This is a genomic window from Mycobacterium sp. E342 (assembly GCF_001667665.1).
In the GTDB taxonomy this organism is placed as follows: Bacteria; Actinomycetota; Actinomycetes; order Mycobacteriales; family Mycobacteriaceae; genus Mycobacterium.
On the sequence record NZ_LZJM01000284.1, the window covers coordinates 154646 to 173312 of the forward strand.

Here is an 18667-nt window from a genome sequence, read left to right on the forward strand (position 1 = left end):
GCACCGCACCCGTGCGGTCAGAACCGGCAGAACCTGATATCCGACGCCAGAATCGCTTTGGCACCGATGGCGGCAAGCTCGTCCATGATCTCGTTGACACCCCGGCGCGGCACCAGCGCGCGGATGGCGACCCAATCCGGGTCGGCCAGCGGCGCGATGGTCGGCGACTCCAGCCCCGGCGTGATCGACGTAGCCCTGTCCAGCACGGACCGCGGGCAGTCATAGTCGAGCATCAGATATTGCTGCCCGAACACCACGCCCTGGATCCGCGCCACCAGTTGATCGCGCGCTGCCCGCGTCCCGTCTTGGCCGCCCGGATCGCCGCCCTCGATCAGCACCGCCTCCGAGTCGCACAGCGGGTCGCCGAAGGCCACCAGGTCGTGCAGGCTCAGGGTGCGGCCGGAGCCGACCACATCGGCGATGGCGTCGGCCACCCCTAGCTGCACCGAAATCTCCACGGCCCCGTCGAGCCTGATGACGGTGGCCTCAATACCCCGTTCCGCCAAGTCCTTTCGGACCAGATTCGGGTATGCCGTCGCGATGCGCTTGCCCGCCAGATCGGCCGTCGTCCAATCACGCCCGGCGGGGCCGGCATACCGGAAACTCGACGACCCGAAACCCAGCGCCAGGCGTTCGCGGACCGGTGCGTCCGAGTCGCGTACCAGGTCCCGCCCGGTGATGCCGAAGTCCAGCTGGCCCGAACCCACGTAGATCGCAATGTCTTTGGGCCGCAGGAAGAAGAACTCGACCTGGTTGACCGGGTCGATGACGGTGAGGTCCTTGGAATCGGTGCGGCGCCGGTAGCCCGCCTCCGAGAGAATCTCGCTGGCCGGCTCGCTCAGCGTGCCCTTGTTGGGAACCGCAACGCGCAACATGGTCACAGCTTCCGGTACACGTCGTCGAGGGACAGGCCACGCGCGATCATCAGCACCTGCGTCCAGTAGAGCAACTGGCTGATCTCCTCGGCCAGCGCCTCGTCGGGCTCGTGCTCGGCGGCCAGCCACACCTCGCCGGCCTCCTCCAGGATCTTCTTGCCCAGCCCGTGTATGCCGCCGTCCAGCGCCGCGACCGTCGCGCTGCCGGCCGGCCGCGTGCGCGCACGCTCACCGAGTTCGGCGAACAGATCCTCGAACGTCTTCACGGCCAGCGATTGTTTCACGCGGTGGCGAGCAAAGTCACGGCGGTTTCACTCCGGCGCCGTTTTCAGCTGTCCGGTCAGTCGAATCCGGCGAGCGTGATCCGCAACGCCTCTTCCAGTTGGACGTGAAACGGCGGGCTCGCGGCGATGTCCGCGCTCAGCCACCCATCGAGAACGAATTTGACTGTGGCCAAACTCGTGTGGACCAGCAGCGCGGGCCGGATGTCGACTGCCGCATCGACACCCATCCGGTGTGCGACCTGCTCGATCAGCCCGCGGTGGTCGGCCTCGCTGACGAGCACGGACTTGCTCAACAGGTGGGGCGCGGTCGCCACGGCGTGACGCCACGGATCGAGGTCGTCGACCTCGCTGACATCTTTGGCGTGCGTGACGAACAGCTGAATCAGCGCCTCGACCGGCGACTCGTGTGGGGGCCGCGCGCTGTAGGAACCGACGATCTCGGCGGCCGCCTCCCGGACCGGATCGACCAGCAGGCCTTCCTTGGTCGGCGCATACCGGAAATAGGTGCTGATGGAAATCCCGGCGGCCGCCGCGATGTCCTCCGTCGTCACCGCCTCGAAGCCGCGCTCGGCGAAAAGCCGGTGTGCGGTCTGCTGGATCTGGGAGAGCAGCGCGGCGCGGCGGCGATCCCGCAGCGAGCCAGTGTTTGCTGACGGCATGCCATCACCTTCGTCAATCCGACATTCCAACCCCGCGGTGCCGTCCAACGACGAACTCAGATGAGTGACTCTACACTATTGAAAGTCCCTATCAAGTACGCTACTGTGATGCAGCACACACCGATGAACTGCAGATTCTTGGGGCCTGTTGACACTATTTTAATAAGGATGCGCGCCAACGCGCGTCAATCCGCGTCAAAGGCGCCCGAAGTCATCTGCTCGGCACTCACGGATTCAAGGGGCGGGAAGAGGGCCGATGCGAGCGGTAGCCGATAAGCCATGGCCGCTGTCATGAGTTTGCTGACTGGCGTCCAGCTCACACCACCATGACGACACAGGTCGATGGCGTCGTCGCCGTTCGGGACTGGTCGGTCGGGTACGTCAGACGTCACCCGATCGCCTCGCTGACGACGGTCGGCGAACAGTTCGTCCTGGGTGTGCGCACCGTTCAATACTTCTTTTTCGACCTGATGACCGGGCGTTTCCAGTGGCAGGAGTTCGTCCGGCAGGGCGCATTCATGGCGGGCACCGCCGTGTTGCCGACGATCCTGGTGTCGCTGCCGATCAGCGTCACCCTCTCCATCCAGTTCGCGCTGCTGGCCGGCCAGGTCGGGGCCACGTCACTGGCCGGGGCCGCCAGCGGGCTCGCCGTCATTCGACAGGGCGCGTCGCTGGTGGCCGCGGTGCTCATGGCGTCGGCCGTCGGTTCGGCCATCACCGCCGACCTGGGTTCGCGAACGATGCGCGAAGAAACCGACGCGATGGAGGTGATGGGCGTCTCGGTGATCCGCCGTCTGGTCGTCCCCCGCCTCGCCGCGGCGGTGATGATCGGCGTGGCCCTCACCGGCGTCGTGTGCTTCGCCGGATTCTTCGCGAGCTACATGTTCAACGTGTACTTCCAGAACGGGGCGCCGGGCAGCTTCGTGTCGACGTTCGCGTCGTTCGCGACGACCGGCGACATGATCTTGGCGCTCGTGAAGGCGATCGTGTTCGGTGCCATCGTGGCCATCGTGTCGAGCCAGAAAGGCTTGTCCACCAAGGGCGGACCGACGGGGGTCGCGAACTCGGTGAACGCGGCGGTGGTCGAGGCGATCCTGCTGCTGATGATCGTCAACGTCGCGATCAGCCAGCTCTACATCATGTTGTCGCCCAGGACGGGACTGTGACGTGACCGCCTCCGCGTATCAACCGTTCGCACCGATTTCGGTCCCGCTCGTCCGGCTCTACCGGCGGGGGAAAGTACCGATCATCCGGCTCGGCCATCTGCTGGTCTTCTTCGTGCGCGCGCTGGTCGCCGTCCCGCTCGCCTTGCGCCAGTACCGAGCCGAGTTCTTGCGGCTGTTGTCGAACATCACCTGGGGCAACGGCTCGATCGTGGTGGGCGGCGGCACGGCCGGCGTGGCCGTGGTGCTCGGCATGACGGTCGGTGCGCTCGTGGGCATCGAGGGCTACAACTTCCTGGATCTGCTCGGCCTCGGGCCCGCCACCGGGTTCGTGTCCTCGTTGGTCAACACCCGCGAGCTGGCGCCCTTGATGGCATCGCTGGCCTTCGCCATGCAAGGCGGCTGCCGCTTCACGGCGCAGCTGGGGTCCATGCGCATCGCCGAGGAGATCGATGCCATGGAATCGATTGCGATCCGCCCGATCCCCTACCTGGTGACCACCCGCTTGATCGCCTCGGTGGTGGCGATCGTCCCGCTGTACGCCGCCTGCCTGGCGATCGGCTACCTGAGCACACAAGTAGTGGTGGGAATCAGCAGCGGCGGCTCGACGGGTTCCTACCTGCACTACTTCACGCTCATGCTGGCCGGGCAGGACATCGTCTACTCGTTGATCAAGGCCGTCATCTTCGTCTGGATCGCGTCCACCATCCAGTGCTACTACGGCTACTACGCGGGCGGCGGCCCCGAGGGCGTCGGTGTCGCCGCGGGACACGGGATGCGGGCCAGCATCACCGTCGTGATCATCGTCAACATGCTGCTCACCATGGCGCTGTGGGGCGTGGACTCGGGCGCGAGATTCGGCGGCTAGGTCGGTGGAACATGCCCAATTCCTTTGAGCTGGACGGCCGCGGCCCGTCCGACCGCCAGCTGTTCGGCATAGGCATCGCGGTAGTGGTGGTCAGTGCCCTGCTCACCACCGCGATGGTGGTCAAATCGACCGGCCGGCTCAACGATTACGTGCGGGTGGTCGCGGATCTGGTGAACGTCGGCGACGGCCTTCCGCAGAAGTCCGACGTCAAATACCACGGCGTCCTCGTCGGCATGGTCAACGGCGTCGTGCCCGCGGCGCACGGCAAACCCAACTACGTCCACATCGACCTCAAACAGGAATACGCCAAATCGATTCCGGCCAGCGTGACCGCGCGCGTGGTGCCCAGCAACGTGTTCGCGGTGTCGTCGGTGCAGTTGGTGGGTAACGGCTCCGGCGCGGCAATCCGTGCGGGCGCGCACATCCCGGAGGACAACCGGCTTCCGACCGTTCTCTTCCAAACGACCGTCAGCAAGTTGCGCGACGTGCTCGCCGCGGCGGGGCGCGGACGTGACGACAGGTCCGTGGGGATTCTGGCCGCGCTCGGTGCCGCCACCAACCACCGCCGCGTCGGTCTGCTCAACGCCGGCGCGCAACTGAATCGCCTTCTCGACCAGCTCAATTCGATTGTCAGCACCGACACCGGCCCGTCGACGGTGTCCGCGCTGCTGGATGCGACGCGCGGTCTCGCGCAGACGGCCCCCGACCTTCTCGACGCACTGCACCAGGCCGTCGAGCCGATGCAAACCTTCGCCGAGACCCGCGGGCAACTGGCCTCGCTGCTCTCGGGCGCCGACTACACGGTCGGCACGACGCGCCAATCGTTCGGCAACCACATCGACCAACTCATCCAGATCACCACCGATTTCACGCCGGTCCTCGGCGTGCTGGCGCAGAAGTCGAACAACTTCGTGCCCGCCGTCGTCAAATTGGACAACCTGGCCAACCAGTTCATGGAACAGGTCTGGAACCCCCGGACCAATCTCGGCAACATGCGCGCGATGCTGACGTTCACGCCCAGTTCCACATACACACGTGCCGACTGTCCTCATTACGGAGAGTTGAAGGGGCCGAGTTGCTTTACCGCGCCGCTGATTCCGGTGCGGCCCGATCTGCCCGAAGTGCTGCTGCCGCAGAACTATCAACCGCCCAAGGATCTCGCGCCACCGCCGGGCACCGTGATCGGCCCGGACGGCAACCTGGTGGCCGTCGGGCCACCGTTGATCAACCCGCATCCCGACCTGTCCGATCCCAATCCCCCACTGCCCGCCGGGATCACGCCGTCACCGCCCGTTCCCGGCAGCGCGAATCCCGATAACCCCTCACCCGGCGCGCCAGCGACACCGCAACCACACGAACCATGGGTCGCGCCGGTGGCGCCCAAGGCGCCGTGGATACCCCAGGCCTCTTTCGGAGGGAACGTGGGGCCGGTCGGCAGCCAGTACGAACGAAACGTGTTGGGCGTGATCACCGGCGCGCCCGCGACCGAAGCCACCGAGCTGCTGCTGGGTCCGGTCGCCCGCGGCACCACGGTGTCACTGGCGCACCCACCGGCTCAGCCCCCCGGGGAGGCGAAGTGAGGTTTCGCGGCCCGCTCGTTGCCCTGACCCTGTTCATGGTCGTCTCCTTGACGCTGACGTGGCTGGTGTATGTGAGCCTGCGCCGCGATGTGGCGGGCAACACCGCCGGGTATTCGGCCGTGTTCAGCGACGTCTACGGGCTTCGCGAAGGCGACGACGTCCGGATGGCCGGGGTGCGCGTGGGCCGAGTCGAAAAGATCGAGCTGGAGGGCAACCTCGCGAAAGTCTCGTTCGTGGTGCAGCAAGAACAGCGGTTGTTCGGGAACACCCTGGCGTCGGTCACCTATCAGAACATCGTCGGCCAGCGTTACCTCGGACTGTATCTGGGCAAGGAGGGCAGTCAGGAGCTGCTCCCACCGGGCAGCACCATCCCACTGGAACGCACCGAACCCTCTTTCGACGTGACCACGCTACTCAACGGCTACGAACCGTTGTTCAGCCTGCTGAACCCCCACGACGCGGACAACCTCACGAAGGGCATCATCGCCTCGCTGCAGGGCGACACGTCGTCACTGGCCACGCTGGTCGGCCAGACCTCCACGCTCACAGAGACATTCGCGGGCAGGGATCAGGCGCTCGGCAATGTGATCACCAACCTCGACAAGGTGATGGGCAACCTGGCCCAGCAGAACGACGATCTCGACGGAGTCATCACCCAGACCCGCAGCATCGTCGGCGAGCTCGACGCCCGGCGCCCGGACCTGGTCGCCTCGGTGGGTTCGCTCGCGCGGGTGACCGGCCGGCTGTCGACATCGGCGGCGGACGTCTACCCGGCACTGCGTGAATTCATCGATCGCCAGCCCGGTGTCACCAAGCACATCATGGACGTCGAACCGCAGGTGGCGTTCTTCGGCGACAACATTCCGCTGCTACTCAAAGGGCTGACCCGGGTCGGCAATCAGGGCGCCTACGGCAACGCCTACGTGTGCGACGTGAACTTCATGGGGTTCTTCCCCGGGCTCAACGACGTCGTACCGATCATCGTCAACGCCGCCACACCGGGCAACAAGGCCTGGCACACCCCGAGGTGCAGGAGCACGGCCGATGGCTGAAACGTCCGTCCGGCTTCGACTTTCGGCGATGAGAAAGCGTCCGTTGGAGAGCTACCACAAGACGTGGCTTGGGTTCATCGCCGTCGCGGTGGTCGCGGTGCTCATCGGGGTCATGCTGCTCGTGCACGCGCTCGGCGCCGGATACCGGCACTACACCGCTGAGTTCCTGCAGGCGGCCTCGCTGCGAGCGGGCAACCCGATCGTGGTCGCGGGCATCCCGGTGGGCAACGTCACCAGCATGAAACTCGTCGGAGACCATGTCGAGGCGGGGCTGAAGATCCGGGACAACATCGCGCTGGGCAAGGATTCCCGGGCCCAGATCAAGGTCACCACCATCCTGGGTTCGCGGTACCTGGCGCTGGAACCCAGCGGCCCTGCGCACCTGCCCGACAACACCTTCGACCTGGCGCACACCGAGGTGCCCTACGACCTGCAAGCCGCGTTGCAGGACGCCACCACCACGTTCGAGCAGGTTGACTCCGACCGGTTCGCCCAGTCGCTCGCGGTGCTCGGCAAGCAACTCGAGGGCCTGCCCGCCGTTGTGCCCCAGGCCATTTCGAACATCAACACCCTCTCGTCGATCATCGCCGTGCGGCGCGACCAACTGGGACAGCTGCTGCGCAGCACCGAGCAGGTGACCAACACGCTGCGGCGCCAGCAGGCCGGCATCGGCAACCTGGTCGACCAGGGCCAGGACCTGCTGGGCCAATTCGTCGCGCGGCGCACCGTCTTCCACGCCATGATGCAATCGCTCTCGAGCCTGATCGACACCATGAGCCAGGTCGTGGTCAACGACCGGTCGGGGCTGGACGCGTTGATCAAGGACATGCGCGACTTCACCAACTTGATGGCTCAACACGACGACCTGCTGCACAGCATGCTGCAAACCAGCCCGATCTTCTTCCGCGAGGCCGCCAACCTCACGGGTGACGGCAACGCGATCAACTTCAACGCCCCCAACGTTCCGTTGATCGACTCGTGGATGTGCGCGATCAGCGGCCGTGCCAAGCAGTTCGGCATGATCCAGTACTTCAAGGACTGCAAGTGACGGGGCTCGGCGCCAAGGCGCTGGCCATCGTCGCCGCGGTCGCGGTCATCGTTGCGGCGGTCGGAATCGGTTGGTGGTACCTGAGTTCCGACGAGGACACGATCACCGTGAACGCCCAATTCGACAGTGCCTCCGGCCTTTACGAGGGCAACGTGGTGGCGGTGCTGGGCATGCCGGTCGGCAAGGTCACCAAGATCAACGCCAAGGGCGGCTACGTCGAAGTCGAGTTCACCGTCGACCGCCACGTGAAGGTTCCCGCCACCGTGCAGGCCGTCACCGTCTCGACCTCCATCCTCACCGACCGGCAGATCGAACTCACGCCGCCCTATCGCGGTGGGCCGACTCTGCAGAACCACGACACCATCGGCTTGCCGCGGACCAAGACGCCCGTCGAATTCAGCAGCGTCCTCAACGTTTTGGACAAGGTGACCAAGTCGCTCGAGGGCGACGGCCGCGGCGGCGGCCCGATCGCCGATGTGCTCAATGGCGGCGCGGAAGTGGTCAACGGCAACGGCGAAAAGATCAAGGCGGCGCTGGGCGAACTCTCCAAGGCGCTGCGCCTGTCCGGTGACCGTGGCGCGACGACCCGCGAGCAGATCACCACGATCGTCAGAAACATCAGCACCCTGTTCGACGCCGTCACCGCCAATGACACCAAGTTGCGCGAATTCGCCTCGACCATCCACCAGGTCAGCCAGATCATGGCCGACGAGGACCTCGGCAACGGCAGCACCGGACGCAGACTCGACCAGCTGATCCAGCGGGCGGGTGACCTGCTCGATGCCAACCGCGACAACATCAAGCAGGCCGCGCTGAACGGCAACGCCACCTTGAAGATGGTGACCGACCAGCGGCGCGACCTCGCCGAGCTCCTGGACCTGGCGCCGCTGGTGGCCGACAACGCCTACAACATGATCGATCGGGCGAACGGCAGCGTGCGGGCCCGCTTCCTCACGGATCGATTGCTCTTCGACAGCCAGTACACCAAAGAGATCTGCAACCTGATGGGGCTTCGTCAACTGGGCTGCAGCACGGGGACCATCCAGGACTTCGGCCCCGATTTCGGGTTGACCTATGTGCTCGACGGCATGGCCGCAATGGGGCAGAAATGAGGAGCGCGGGCGCGCGCGGCGTTCTGGCGGCCGTGGCCGCGGCGATGGTGACCGCGGGATGTGCCACGAACGGGCTTGCCAGCCTGCCCCTCCCGGCGCCGGGGCTGGGTTCGGGAGGTTATTCGCTGAACGCGGTTTTCTCCAACGCGCTCAACCTGCCGATGAACGCCAAGGTGAAGCTCGGCGGCGCCGACGTCGGGCAGCTCGAATCGATGGTCGCGCGCAACTACACCGCGGTGACGCGGCTGCGCATCCGGGACGGGGTGCAACTGCCCCGGGGCAGCACGGCCGAATTACGCACCGCGACACCACTGGGCGACGTGTTCGTCGCGCTGAAGCCGCCGCCCCCAGGCGAACCCCCAGGCGAAGCGGACGGGCCCCCGTTGAAGGACGGCGACACCATCGGCCTGGATTCGACGGCGGCCGCCGCAACCGTCGAGTCGGTGTTGAGTTCGGCGGCGATTCTGGTGAACGGCGGGGCGGTACGCAATTTCACCAACATCATCAACGGCTTCGGCAAGGCCACCGGTGACCAGGGCCAGGCGTTCGGAGACATGATCCGCAAGTCGAACGAGTTGCTCGGCAGGCTGGATTCCCGCTCCGATCAGATCTCGGCCGCACTGACCCAATTGTCGCAGCTGGCCGACCAACTCGACGCCAAGAACCAGACCATCACCGACCTGATGGTCGCGGCCGGGCCCGCCACCTCGGCCCTGGCCGACAACACCACCCAGCTCTCCGACCTGGCGGTCCAGGTGGGCGACACCTCCAGGTTGCTGGCCAGGTTCCCGTCGATCGGCGGGATCGACACCAGCGGCCGCAGCGTCATCCGCGACCTGAACACCGTCGCCGGGGCCGCCAACGACGTCGCGATGAGCCCGGACACCAGCTGGCTGTCGATAAACCGGCTGATCCCCGCGTTGGTCAAATCAACTGCGGGAAACTCGATCTCGGTGAACGTGGGTGTGGACAAGATCATGCTCGGATCGCTGCCCGACATCGGATTCCCCGGCGACATCGGGCTGCACGGGCCCCACCACTACAACGTGAACCTGCTGGTCGGCACACTCAAGTACACCCTGTGGCGGCTACAGGAACGCGTGGTCGGGCGGGGGCCGAACTCGCCGCAGGTTCCCGTCATCCCGGACCCGAATATCCCGGGCCAGATCGATGTCGCCCCCGGCCCGCCGCCGGCACCCGCGCCGGGACCGCAACCGGGACCGCAACCGGGACCACAGCCGTGATCCGCGTCATCGACAACGTCGCGAATTTCGTTGTCCGCGCGGTCCGCACCGGTCACCGGCAACAGGTCTGGCTGTCGGTGGCCGGACTGGCGCTCATCCTGGTCGTTGCAACCGCCTACTTGCTTGTCGGCGCGTTGCGGGTGAAGCCGTTCGCCTCGTCCTACCGGGTCACCGTGCAATTGCCGGAATCCGGCGGCCTGCTGCCCAATCAGGATGTCGCCCTGCGCGGAGTGCGCATCGGCCGGGTGGAGTCGCTGCAGATCACCGACACCGGGGTGAACGCCGTCGCCAGCATCACGTCCAAGGTGCGGATCCCGGCGAACAGCGTCGTGCACGTGTCGGCGCTGTCGCCCGCGGGTGAGCAGTACATCAACTTCGAGGCTGCCTCCGACGCAGGGCCGTACCTGCACGACGGCAGCCTCATCACCTCGGACCGCACGACCGTCCCGGTCAGCCTGGCGCAGTTGCTCGGTGACGCCGACGGGCTGCTGGCGCAGGTCGATCCGCACAAGATCGAGTTGATCAAGAGGGAATTGAGCCTGAGCAAGGAGGGGCCCGCCAAGCTGACCGCCATCGTCGACGGCGGCACCTTCCTGCTCTCGACGCTGGATTCGGTGCTGCCGCAGACCACCAGCGTCATCAAGACCAGCCGGGTGGTGCTCACCTTGGCAAGCGACAAGAACGCCGGGTTGGGCGCTGCGGCAACCGAACTCGACAAGACGCTGACCGGTGTGGCAAGGATGCAGGCCGGCTATCGCCGTCTGACCGGGCAGACGCCGCGCACACTTTCGGCAGTCGACAATCTGTTCGCCGACAATTCCGACACGATGGTGCAGTTGCTGGGCAGCATGGCCACCATGTCGCAGCTGCTCTATCTACGGGTCCCCGCGCTCAACGCGCTGTTCCCCGACTACCGCGGGTCGGTATTGGACGCGGTGACGAGCGCCTTTCATGACGGCGGTGTCTGGGCGACTGCTGATCTCTATCCCCGCTACGTGTGCGACTACGGGACACCCGCGCACGCCTCGTCCGCCGCCGACTATTACGAGCCATTCATGTACACCTACTGCCGCGACGACGACCCCGCCGTCTCGATCCGTGGCGCCAAGAACGCGCCGCGGCCGGGCGGCGACGACACCGCCGGCCCGCCACCGGGGGCGGACCTGGGCCAGCGCACCGATCCGACCCCGCGGGGCCGCTACACCATTCCCACCCCCTACGGCGGCCCGGCACTGCCGATCGAGCCGCCGCACTGAGACGTAGACCAGCCGACCCGCACACTAGGAGATGACCGTGATCGTGACCACCGAGAAGAACCCGAAGGCCAAGGCGCATGCCGAAGTCGCGCCAGACACCCAAACACCGGACACCGCAACACCGGACACCGCAATCGAAGACTCCGCAATCGAAGACGCGGACGAGGCGCGCACCGACGAATCAACCGACGAAGGCGAGGGCGCGCTGCTCAAACGCAAACCCCCCGCGGCCGAGCGCCGCAAGCGCCCCTGGAAGCACTATCTGCGTCGCAGCGTGCTGCCGGCGCTTCTCGTTGCGGCGCTTGCCGTTTCGGGATTCCTCGGCTGGCGGCTCTGGCAGGAGCATCAGGTCAAACTCGCCGGCGATCAGGCCCAACAGGCGGCGATCTCCTACGCGCAGGTGCTGACGAGCATCGACTCCAACAAGGTCGACGACAACTTCAGGCAGGTGCTCGACGGCGCGACGGGCGAGTTCAAGGACATGTACACCCAGTCCAGCGTCAAGCTTCGCCAGCTGCTGATCGACAACAAGGCGACCGCGCACGGCGTGGTGGTGGACTCGGCGATCCAGTCCGAATCCACGAACAAGGTTGTCGTGCTGGTCTTCATCGACCAGACCGTCACCAACACGGCCGCTCCCGACCCGCGCATCGACCGCAGCAGGATCAAGATGACGATGGAGAAGGTCGACGGTCGCTGGCGGGCAAGCAAGGTCCAGCTGCTGTGATGCGACGAATGCTCGCGGCGTCGGTAATGATCGCCGCCGCAACGCTTCCCGGCACCGCGCACGCGTCCGCACCGTCCTTCTGTGGCGAGCTCGGCGGCGACTGGGACGGCCAGTACTGCCACACCTCCGTGACGTCGGAACGCATGGCCGTCCGGGACATCAAGGTCGCCATGCCCGACGACCTGGTCGACAATCCGACCACGGGCCCGGTGATCCGCGACTACCTGCGCACCCTGGTCAACAATTGGAAGACGGCCAACGGCGCCATGGCCGCCGACAGCTACGGCGAGGAGAACTTCGAGGTATTCCGCCACGGCAACCTGCTCAGCGCGGTGTTTCACGAGGACTACCACGCCGACGGGCCGAAGCCCAACAACGCCTACCGGACGTTCACGTTCGACATGGCCAGTGGCCGGCGGGTGCAGCTGGCGGACCTGACGACGTCAAACCCGCTGACCGCCATTCCGCCACTGGCGCAACCGTTTATCGAAGCGGCGCTCAACCAGGCGCCACCGCCACACGACCCGGGGACCTACCCCTTCACCGTCGACCGCTGGACTCCGGACAAGGTCTACTCCGGGGCGTACAAGGCGTGGGCGGTGACTCCCGATCAGTTGATCCTGTACATGCCGGACTACCCGGTGGGTCACGACGAGCCGCTCAACTTCACGCCGGGCGTCATGCAGTGGTTCATGGACGGCGGCACCGTCCAGGCTCACATCCCGCTGTCCGCCCTGGCACCCGTGCTGCGGATCTAGCCTCCAGCCCCGCACCGGACGCGCGAGCGACCGCAAACTGCCAGGCGGGACGGCGTGTCGTCGTGCAAACACGGTCGCTCGCGGTCGCTGGGTGGGCAATTAATCCTCGGGGTTGTAGCCGAGGTTCGGGGCGAGCCAACGCTCGGCTTCCTGCAGAGTCCAGCCCTTGCGCCTCGCGTAGTCGGCGACCTGGTCCTGGGCCATCCGGCCGATCACGAAGTACTGCGACTGCGGGTGCGAGAAATACCAGCCGCTGACGGCGGCGCCGGGCCACATCGCCATTGACTCGGTCAACTCGATGCCGGTCCGTTCCTTGACGTCCATCAGCTTCCAGAGCGTCACCTTCTCGGTGTGATCCGGGCAGGCCGGATAGCCCGGGGCCGGGCGGACCCCCACGTACTTCTCATCGATGAGCGCGTCGTTGTCCAACTGCTCGTCGGGCTGAAATCCCCAGAACTCCTTGCGGACCCGTTGATGCATCCGTTCGGCGAACGCCTCTGCCAGCCGGTCGGCGATCGACTCCAGCAGGATCGCGCTGTAGTCGTCGAGGGCCGCCTTGAACTCCGCGATCTTCTCCTGGCTGCCGAGCCCCGCGGTGACCGCGAAGGCGCCGACGTAGTCGGCCAGACCGGTGGCCTTGGGCGCGATGTAATCGCCCAGCGACCGGTTCGGGACGCCGTCGCGGTGCTCGCCCTGCTGGCGCAGGTTGTGCAACGTGGTCAGCACCTCGGTACGGGTGTCGTCGGTGTAGAGCTCGATGTCGTCCCCGACCGCGTTCGCCGGGAAGAACCCGATCACCCCGTTGGCGGTCAGCCACTTCTCCTTGATCAGGGTGTCGAGCATCTGCTGAGCGTCGTCGTACAGCTTGCGGGCCGCCTCGCCCGAGGCGGGGTTGTTGAGGATGTCCGGGAAGCGGCCCTTCATCTCCCAGGCGTTGAAGAACGGCTGCCAGTCGATGTACTCGCGCAGCTCGGCGAGGTCGTAATCCAGGAACTCCCGCACGCCTTCCCCAACACCAACGCCCTGGGCCGGCGCCGGCGGCGTGTAGCCGTCCCACTCGACCGGCGTCCGGTTCGCGCGGGCCTTCTCCAGCGTCAGCATCGGCCGCTCGTTCTTCTGGGCGTGCCGTTCACGCAAGGACGCGTAGTCCGCCTCGGTCGCCTCCAGCAGGGCGGGACGCTGCCTGTCGTCGAGCAGCGCAGCGGCCACCGGCACCGAGCGGGAGGCGTCCTTGACCCACACGACCGGACCGCTGCGACGCGGCGAGATCTTCACCGCCGTATGGGCACGCGAGGTGGTCGCGCCGCCGATCAGCAGCGGGATCTGAAGCCCCTCGCGTTCCATCTCGACCGCGAAGTTGGCCATCTCGTCCAGGGACGGGGTGATCAGCCCGGACAGCCCGATGATGTCGGCGTCGTGCTCCTTGGCAGCGTCCAGGATCTTCTGAGCGGGCACCATCACCCCGAGGTCGATCACTTCGAAGTTGTTGCACTGCAACACGACCCCGACGATGTTCTTGCCGATGTCGTGAACGTCGCCCTTCACGGTCGCCATGATGATCGTGCCGTTGGTGTCCTTCGCCGCAGCTCCGTTTTGGGAGGTGCCGTTCTGCTCCTTCTCCTCCTCGATGAACGGCAGCAGGTACGCGACGGCCTTCTTCATCACCCGGGCCGACTTCACGACCTGGGGCAGGAACATCTTGCCGGAGCCGAAAAGGTCACCGACGACGTTCATGCCGTCCATCAGCGGGCCCTCGATCACCTCGATCGGGCGGCCGCCCGCTTCGGCGATCTCGGCCCGCAATTCCTCGGTGTCGGCGTCGACGTGGGCGTCGATCCCCTTGACCAAGGCGTGCGTGATCCGCTCGCGGACCGGGAGGCTGCGCCACTCGGCCACCGCCGTGTCGCCGGCGTCTTCCTTGCTGTTGAACCGTTCGGCGATCTCCAGGAGCCGTTCGGCCGCGTCCTCGCGACGGTTCAGGACGACGTCCTCGATGCGGTCCCGCAGCTCGGGGTCGATCGAGTCGTAGGGCACCAGCGCGCCGGCGTTGACGATGCCCATGTCCAGGCCGGCCTTGATGGCGTGGTACAGGAAGACCGCGTGGATCGCCTCGCGGACAGGGTTGTTGCCCCGGAACGAGAAGGAGACGTTCGAGATACCGCCGGAGATGTGCACTCCGGGAAGGTTCTCCTTGATCCAGGCGCAGGCCTCGATGAAGTCGATGCCGTAGGTCGCATGCTCCTCGATACCGGTCGCCAGGGCGAAGCAGTTCGGGTCGAAGATGATGTCCTCGGGCGGGAAGCCGACCTCTTCGGTCAGGATCCGGTAGGCGCGACCGCAGATCTGCTTGCGGCGTTCCAGGTTGTCGGCCTGCCCCTGTTCGTCGAAGGCCATCACGACGACGGCGGCGCCGTACTTGCGGCACAGCCGTGCCTCGCGGACGAACTTCTCCTCGCCTTCCTTCAGGGAGATCGAGTTGACGATCGGCTTGCCCTGCACGTTCTTCAGGCCCGCCTCGATGACCTCCCACTTGGAGGAGTCGATCATCACCGGGACGCGGCTGATGTCCGGCTCGGCCGCGACCAGCTTGGTGAACCGGTCCATCGCGGCGACGCCGTCTATCATGCCCTCGTCCATGTTGATGTCGATGACCTGCGCACCGACCTCGACCTGCTGCAGGGCTACCGACAACGCGCTGTCGTAGTCCTCGGCCTTGATCAGGTTGCGGAACCGGGCGGAGCCGGTGATGTTGGTGCGCTCACCGATGTTCACGAACAGGGATTCGTCGGTGATGTTGAGCGGTTCCAGGCCCGACAGCCGGGTGGCCACCGGAATCTCCGGCACCTCGCGCGGCGGCTTGCCCTCGACGACCTTGGCGATCTCGGCGATGTGCGGCGGCGCGGTCCCGCAGCAACCACCGACCAGGTTGACCAGACCGGCCTCGGCGAAGTCGGCGATGTAGCTCGCCTGGCGCTCCGGGTCTTCGTCGTATTCACCGAAGGCGTTGGGCAGGCCCGCGTTGGGGTAGCAGGAGACGAAGGTATCCGCGATCCGCGACACCTCGGCGATGTACGGTCGCATCTCCGGCGCGCCCAGCGCGCAGTTGAGTCCCACCGCAAGTGGCTTCGCATGCCTGATCGAGTTCCAGAATGCCTCGGTGACCTGCCCGGACAACGTTCGGCCGGAAGCGTCGGTGATGGTGCCCGAGATGATCACCGGCCAGCGGCGTCCGCGCTCCTCGAACAACGTCTCGACGGCGAACACCGCCGCCTTGGCGTTCAGCGAGTCGAAGATCGTCTCGATGATCAGGAGGTCGGCACCGCCATCGATCAGGCCGTTGGCGGCTTCCAGGTAGGCGGCGACCAGCTGGTCGTAGGAGACGTTGCGGGCCCCGGGGTCGTTGACGTCGGGCGAAATCGACGCGGTCCGCGTGGTCGGCCCGATCGCGCCGGCGACGTAGCGGGGCTTGTCCGGGGTGCTGTACTCGTCAGCGGCCTTGCGCGCCAGGGCCGCGCCGGCGTAGTTCAGTTCGTAGGCCAGCTCCTGCATCTCGTAATCGGCGAGCGAGATCGCGTTCGCGTTGAACGTGTTGGTCTCCAGGATGTCGGCGCCCGCCTCGAGATATTCGCGGTGGATGCCCTCGATGATCTGCGGCTGAGTCAGGTTGAGCAGGTCGTTGTTGCCCTGCAGAGCGGTCGGCCACTCCGTGAACCGATCCCCGCGGTAGCCGGCCTCGTCAGGCCGGTCGCGCTGGATCGCCGTGCCCATCGCGCCGTCGATCACCATGATCCGCTGGCGCAGAGCGGCCTTCAGCTCATCGGTGCAGTCCGGCCGGATGTTCGGCACGAAGGTCTCTAACTGAGAGGTGTTCGGCGCCGGGGCATTTACGGGGGCGTTCACATACGTTCCTTCCGTTACGGAAGGCGTCCTTGACTCTGCCGAGCGTGGCGGATACCGGCGCGGACCCGTATCCGTTGCAACGCCTCTCGACCAGAAAAGTCTACGTCGTCACCCGTGCGACGTCTGGACGCCCAACTCATCGCCGCGATCGGTGGCACGATCATGTCGGCGACGTGGTAGTTACCAAGGTTAACCAGTGTGAAACCGAAGTATTTCGTTCCGACCGCGCCCGCTCCGGTTGTCGAACTCGTCCGGGGTCAGGTCGGCGGTCACCCACAAGGATAGTCGTCCTATGGAATGCGCCCACCGGTTGACAGGTCCTTTCCAGGCAAGGCCGAACTCCGGCGTCTGAGGCCGTACGCTGATTCTGTGACCCCGCCCGATGGCCCACCGTTTGGAAAAGGCGCGCTGCCCGAACTGCACAACACCATCGTCGTGGCGGCGTTCGAGGGCTGGAACGACGCCGGCGACGCGGCCAGCGACGCGCTCGAGCACCTCGAGGCCATCTGGGAAGCGGACCCGATCCTGGAGATCGACGACGAGTCGTACTACGACTACCAGGTGAATCGCCCGGTCATCCGCCAGGTCGACGGTGTCACCCGGGAGCTGGTGTGGCCGGCGATGCGGATCTCGCACTGCCGGCCGCCGGGCAGCGACCGCGACGTGGTCCTGATGCACGGCGTGGAACCCAACATGCGCTGGCGCACCTTCTGCGCCGAGCTGGTCGCCATCGCCGACAAGCTCAACGTGGACACCGTGGTCATCCTGGGCGCCCTGCTCGCCGACACCCCCCACACCCGGCCGGTTCCCGTCTCCGGTGCCGCCTACAGCCCCGAGTCGGCGAAACGCTTCGGCCTCGAGGAAAGCCGCTACGAAGGCCCGACCGGCATCGCCGGGGTCTTCCAGGACGCCTGCGTGGCCGCCGGGATCCCGGCGGTGACGTTCTGGGCGGCGGTGCCGCACTATGTGTCGCAGCCGCCCAACCCGAAGGCGACGGTGGCGCTGCTGCGCCGCGTGGAGGATGTGCTCGACATCGAGGTTCCGCTGGGCGACTTGCCGACGGATGCCGAGGAGTGGGAGCAGGCGATCACCGAGATGGCCGCCGAGGACGAGGACCTGGCCGAGTACGTGTCGTCGCTGGAGCAGCGCGGCGACGCCGAGGTCGACATGAACGAGGCCCTGGGCCAGATCGACGGCGACGCGCTGGCCGCGGAATTCGAGCGGTATCTGCGCCGCCGGCGCCCCGGGTTCGGCCGCTAAACCTTCTTGCCCAGGCCCTGGTTGTAGGCGCTGGTGGACCGGCCGAGCGCGGCGACTTGAGCGTCCAGCTGGGGCAGCAGCTCCGCCGTGGGTTTGTGCAGGGGTAGCTCCCCGGCCGGGGTGGACAGCACCGGCTTGACCCAGCGGAACAGGGCGACCCAGCCCGGGCAGTAAACGCGTTTCCGGCGGCCCTCGATGCCCTTGACGAACGCGTCCGCACATTTCGCGACGGTGGTGGTCTTGTTCAACGGCCACGGGAAGCTGGCCAGCAGTTTGCCGAAGGCGGGCAGGTCGGACTCGCTGTCGCGGACCAGCGCGGTGTCGATCCAGGACATGTGCGACGAGCCGACGTCGACGCCGCGATGGGCGACCTCCAGGCGCAATGCGTTGGCGAAGATCTCGACGCCGGCCTTCGACGCGTTGTAGGGCGCCAGGCCGGGACAAGCGGCGTAGGCGGCGAGCGACGAGACGATCAGCACGTAGCCGCGACTCTCGATCACCGCAGGCAGCGTGGCGCGCACGGTATGGAAGACGCCGAGCACGTTGATGTCCATCACCCGCTTGAACGCCTCCGGGTCGACCTGCAGCACCGACCCGTAACTGGCGATGCCGGCGTTGGCCACCACCACGTCGATGCCGCCGAAGCGTTCGGCGGCCCGGGCGGCGGCGGCCTCCATGGCCGGCAGGTCGCGCACGTCGGCGACGGCGGTCAGCACGTGCTCCTCGCCGAGTTCGGCGGCCAGCGCGCTCAGCTCGGCGTCGTTGAGGTCGGTGAGCACGAGCTTGGCGCCCTTGTTGCGCAGCCGACGGGCGACCTCGGCGCCGATTCCCCGGGCACCGCCGGTGATGAAAACAACTTTGTCCTGCAGCGACGTCATGGC

16 protein-coding genes are annotated in these 18667 nt (G+C 66.5%); 11 read left to right on the top strand and 5 right to left on the bottom strand.

What is annotated here, in order from left to right:
- Positions 1–17: 17 nt before the first annotated feature.
- From hisG to A5692_RS22930, 3 genes are read right to left on the bottom strand one after another with little or no spacing between them, the layout of a single operon-like run.
- Positions 18–875: an ATP phosphoribosyltransferase gene (gene hisG, locus A5692_RS22920; protein ID WP_068060269.1), complete on the bottom strand. Its 858-nt coding sequence runs from the start codon at positions 873–875 to the stop codon at positions 18–20.
- Positions 876–877: 2 nt separating this feature from the next.
- On the bottom strand, positions 878–1159 hold the full coding sequence (locus tag A5692_RS22925) for a phosphoribosyl-ATP diphosphatase (RefSeq protein WP_067310353.1): 282 nt from the start codon (positions 1157–1159) through the stop codon (positions 878–880).
- Between the two features lie 56 nt (positions 1160–1215).
- Positions 1216–1818 (bottom strand): TetR family transcriptional regulator, encoded by a 603-nt coding sequence (locus A5692_RS22930; RefSeq protein ID WP_068060272.1) that lies wholly within the window; start codon positions 1816–1818, stop codon positions 1216–1218.
- Positions 1819–2144: 326 nt separating this feature from the next.
- Here A5692_RS22930 and A5692_RS22935 point away from each other — a divergent pair, with 326 nt between their 5' ends.
- Genes A5692_RS22935 through A5692_RS22980 form a run of 10 tightly spaced genes read left to right on the top strand, consistent with a single transcriptional unit; the run spans position 2145 to position 12626 of the window.
- Positions 2145–2984 carry an ABC transporter permease gene (locus tag A5692_RS22935; protein ID WP_068060276.1) on the top strand — a complete coding sequence of 280 codons (840 nt, stop codon included), beginning with the start codon at positions 2145–2147 and terminating at the stop codon, positions 2982–2984.
- Position 2985: 1 nt separating this feature from the next.
- Positions 2986–3849 carry an ABC transporter permease gene (locus A5692_RS22940; RefSeq protein WP_068060278.1) on the top strand — a complete coding sequence of 288 codons (864 nt, stop codon included), beginning with the start codon at positions 2986–2988 and terminating at the stop codon, positions 3847–3849.
- Positions 3850–3860: 11 nt separating this feature from the next.
- The gene (locus tag A5692_RS22945) at positions 3861–5429 is read left to right on the top strand and encodes an MlaD family protein (protein ID WP_068060280.1); all 1569 of its coding nucleotides are present in this window, start codon (positions 3861–3863) and stop codon (positions 5427–5429) included.
- A complete protein-coding gene (locus tag A5692_RS22950) occupies positions 5426–6481 on the top strand; it encodes an MCE family protein (RefSeq protein WP_068060282.1) in 1056 nt (351 codons plus the stop codon). Before A5692_RS22945 ends, A5692_RS22950 begins: the two co-directional genes overlap by 4 nt.
- Positions 6474–7529: an MlaD family protein gene (locus tag A5692_RS22955; protein ID WP_068060285.1), complete on the top strand. Its 1056-nt coding sequence runs from the start codon at positions 6474–6476 to the stop codon at positions 7527–7529. Before A5692_RS22950 ends, A5692_RS22955 begins: the two co-directional genes overlap by 8 nt.
- On the top strand, positions 7526–8641 hold the full coding sequence (locus A5692_RS22960) for an MCE family protein (protein ID WP_068060288.1): 1116 nt from the start codon (positions 7526–7528) through the stop codon (positions 8639–8641). The genes A5692_RS22955 and A5692_RS22960 overlap by 4 nt, the downstream gene beginning before the upstream one ends.
- Positions 8638–9885, top strand: coding sequence for an MlaD family protein (locus A5692_RS22965; protein ID WP_068060290.1), 1248 nt, complete (start codon positions 8638–8640; stop codon positions 9883–9885). Before A5692_RS22960 ends, A5692_RS22965 begins: the two co-directional genes overlap by 4 nt.
- Complete coding sequence (locus tag A5692_RS22970; RefSeq protein WP_068060293.1) at positions 9882–11141, top strand: MlaD family protein; 1260 nt, start codon at positions 9882–9884, stop codon at positions 11139–11141. The genes A5692_RS22965 and A5692_RS22970 overlap by 4 nt, the downstream gene beginning before the upstream one ends.
- Positions 11142–11172: 31 nt before the next feature.
- Positions 11173–11868 carry a tetratricopeptide repeat protein gene (locus A5692_RS22975; protein ID WP_068060296.1) on the top strand — a complete coding sequence of 232 codons (696 nt, stop codon included), beginning with the start codon at positions 11173–11175 and terminating at the stop codon, positions 11866–11868.
- Positions 11865–12626, top strand: a complete 762-nt coding sequence (locus tag A5692_RS22980; RefSeq protein WP_082963021.1) for a mannan-binding family protein — start codon at positions 11865–11867, stop codon at positions 12624–12626. The genes A5692_RS22975 and A5692_RS22980 overlap by 4 nt, the downstream gene beginning before the upstream one ends.
- 99 nt (positions 12627–12725) lie before the next feature.
- On the opposite strand, the gene metH is transcribed toward A5692_RS22980, so the two are convergent.
- Positions 12726–16526 (bottom strand): methionine synthase, encoded by a 3801-nt coding sequence (gene metH / locus A5692_RS22985; RefSeq protein ID WP_068060301.1) that lies wholly within the window; start codon positions 16524–16526, stop codon positions 12726–12728.
- 369 nt (positions 16527–16895) lie between these two features.
- Here metH and A5692_RS22990 point away from each other — a divergent pair, with 369 nt between their 5' ends.
- Positions 16896–17786 (top strand): PAC2 family protein, encoded by an 891-nt coding sequence (locus A5692_RS22990; RefSeq protein WP_197514542.1) that lies wholly within the window; start codon positions 16896–16898, stop codon positions 17784–17786.
- On the opposite strand, the gene A5692_RS22995 is transcribed toward A5692_RS22990, so the two are convergent.
- Positions 17783–18664 carry an SDR family oxidoreductase gene (locus tag A5692_RS22995; protein ID WP_068060303.1) on the bottom strand — a complete coding sequence of 294 codons (882 nt, stop codon included), beginning with the start codon at positions 18662–18664 and terminating at the stop codon, positions 17783–17785. The two genes, A5692_RS22990 and A5692_RS22995, sit on opposite strands and share 4 nt — an antisense overlap.
- Between the last annotated feature and the right edge of the window lie 3 nt (positions 18665–18667).

What these genes read in the sequence shown, in the direction of transcription:
- A5692_RS22995 (WP_068060303.1), bottom strand. Translation starts at nt 18,664, where the DNA reads ATGACGTCGCTGCAGGACAAAGTTGTTTTCATCACCGGCGGTGCCCGG.
- A5692_RS22945 (WP_068060280.1), top strand. Translation starts at nt 3,861, where the DNA reads ATGCCCAATTCCTTTGAGCTGGACGGCCGCGGCCCGTCCGACCGCCAG.
- A5692_RS22955 (WP_068060285.1), top strand. Translation starts at nt 6,474, where the DNA reads ATGGCTGAAACGTCCGTCCGGCTTCGACTTTCGGCGATGAGAAAGCGT.
- A5692_RS22965 (WP_068060290.1), top strand. Translation starts at nt 8,638, where the DNA reads ATGAGGAGCGCGGGCGCGCGCGGCGTTCTGGCGGCCGTGGCCGCGGCG.
- A5692_RS22975 (WP_068060296.1), top strand. Translation starts at nt 11,173, where the DNA reads ATGACCGTGATCGTGACCACCGAGAAGAACCCGAAGGCCAAGGCGCAT.
- hisG (WP_068060269.1), bottom strand. Translation starts at nt 875, where the DNA reads ATGTTGCGCGTTGCGGTTCCCAACAAGGGCACGCTGAGCGAGCCGGCC.
- A5692_RS22935 (WP_068060276.1), top strand. Translation starts at nt 2,145, where the DNA reads ATGACGACACAGGTCGATGGCGTCGTCGCCGTTCGGGACTGGTCGGTC.
- A5692_RS22930 (WP_068060272.1), bottom strand. Translation starts at nt 1,818, where the DNA reads ATGCCGTCAGCAAACACTGGCTCGCTGCGGGATCGCCGCCGCGCCGCG.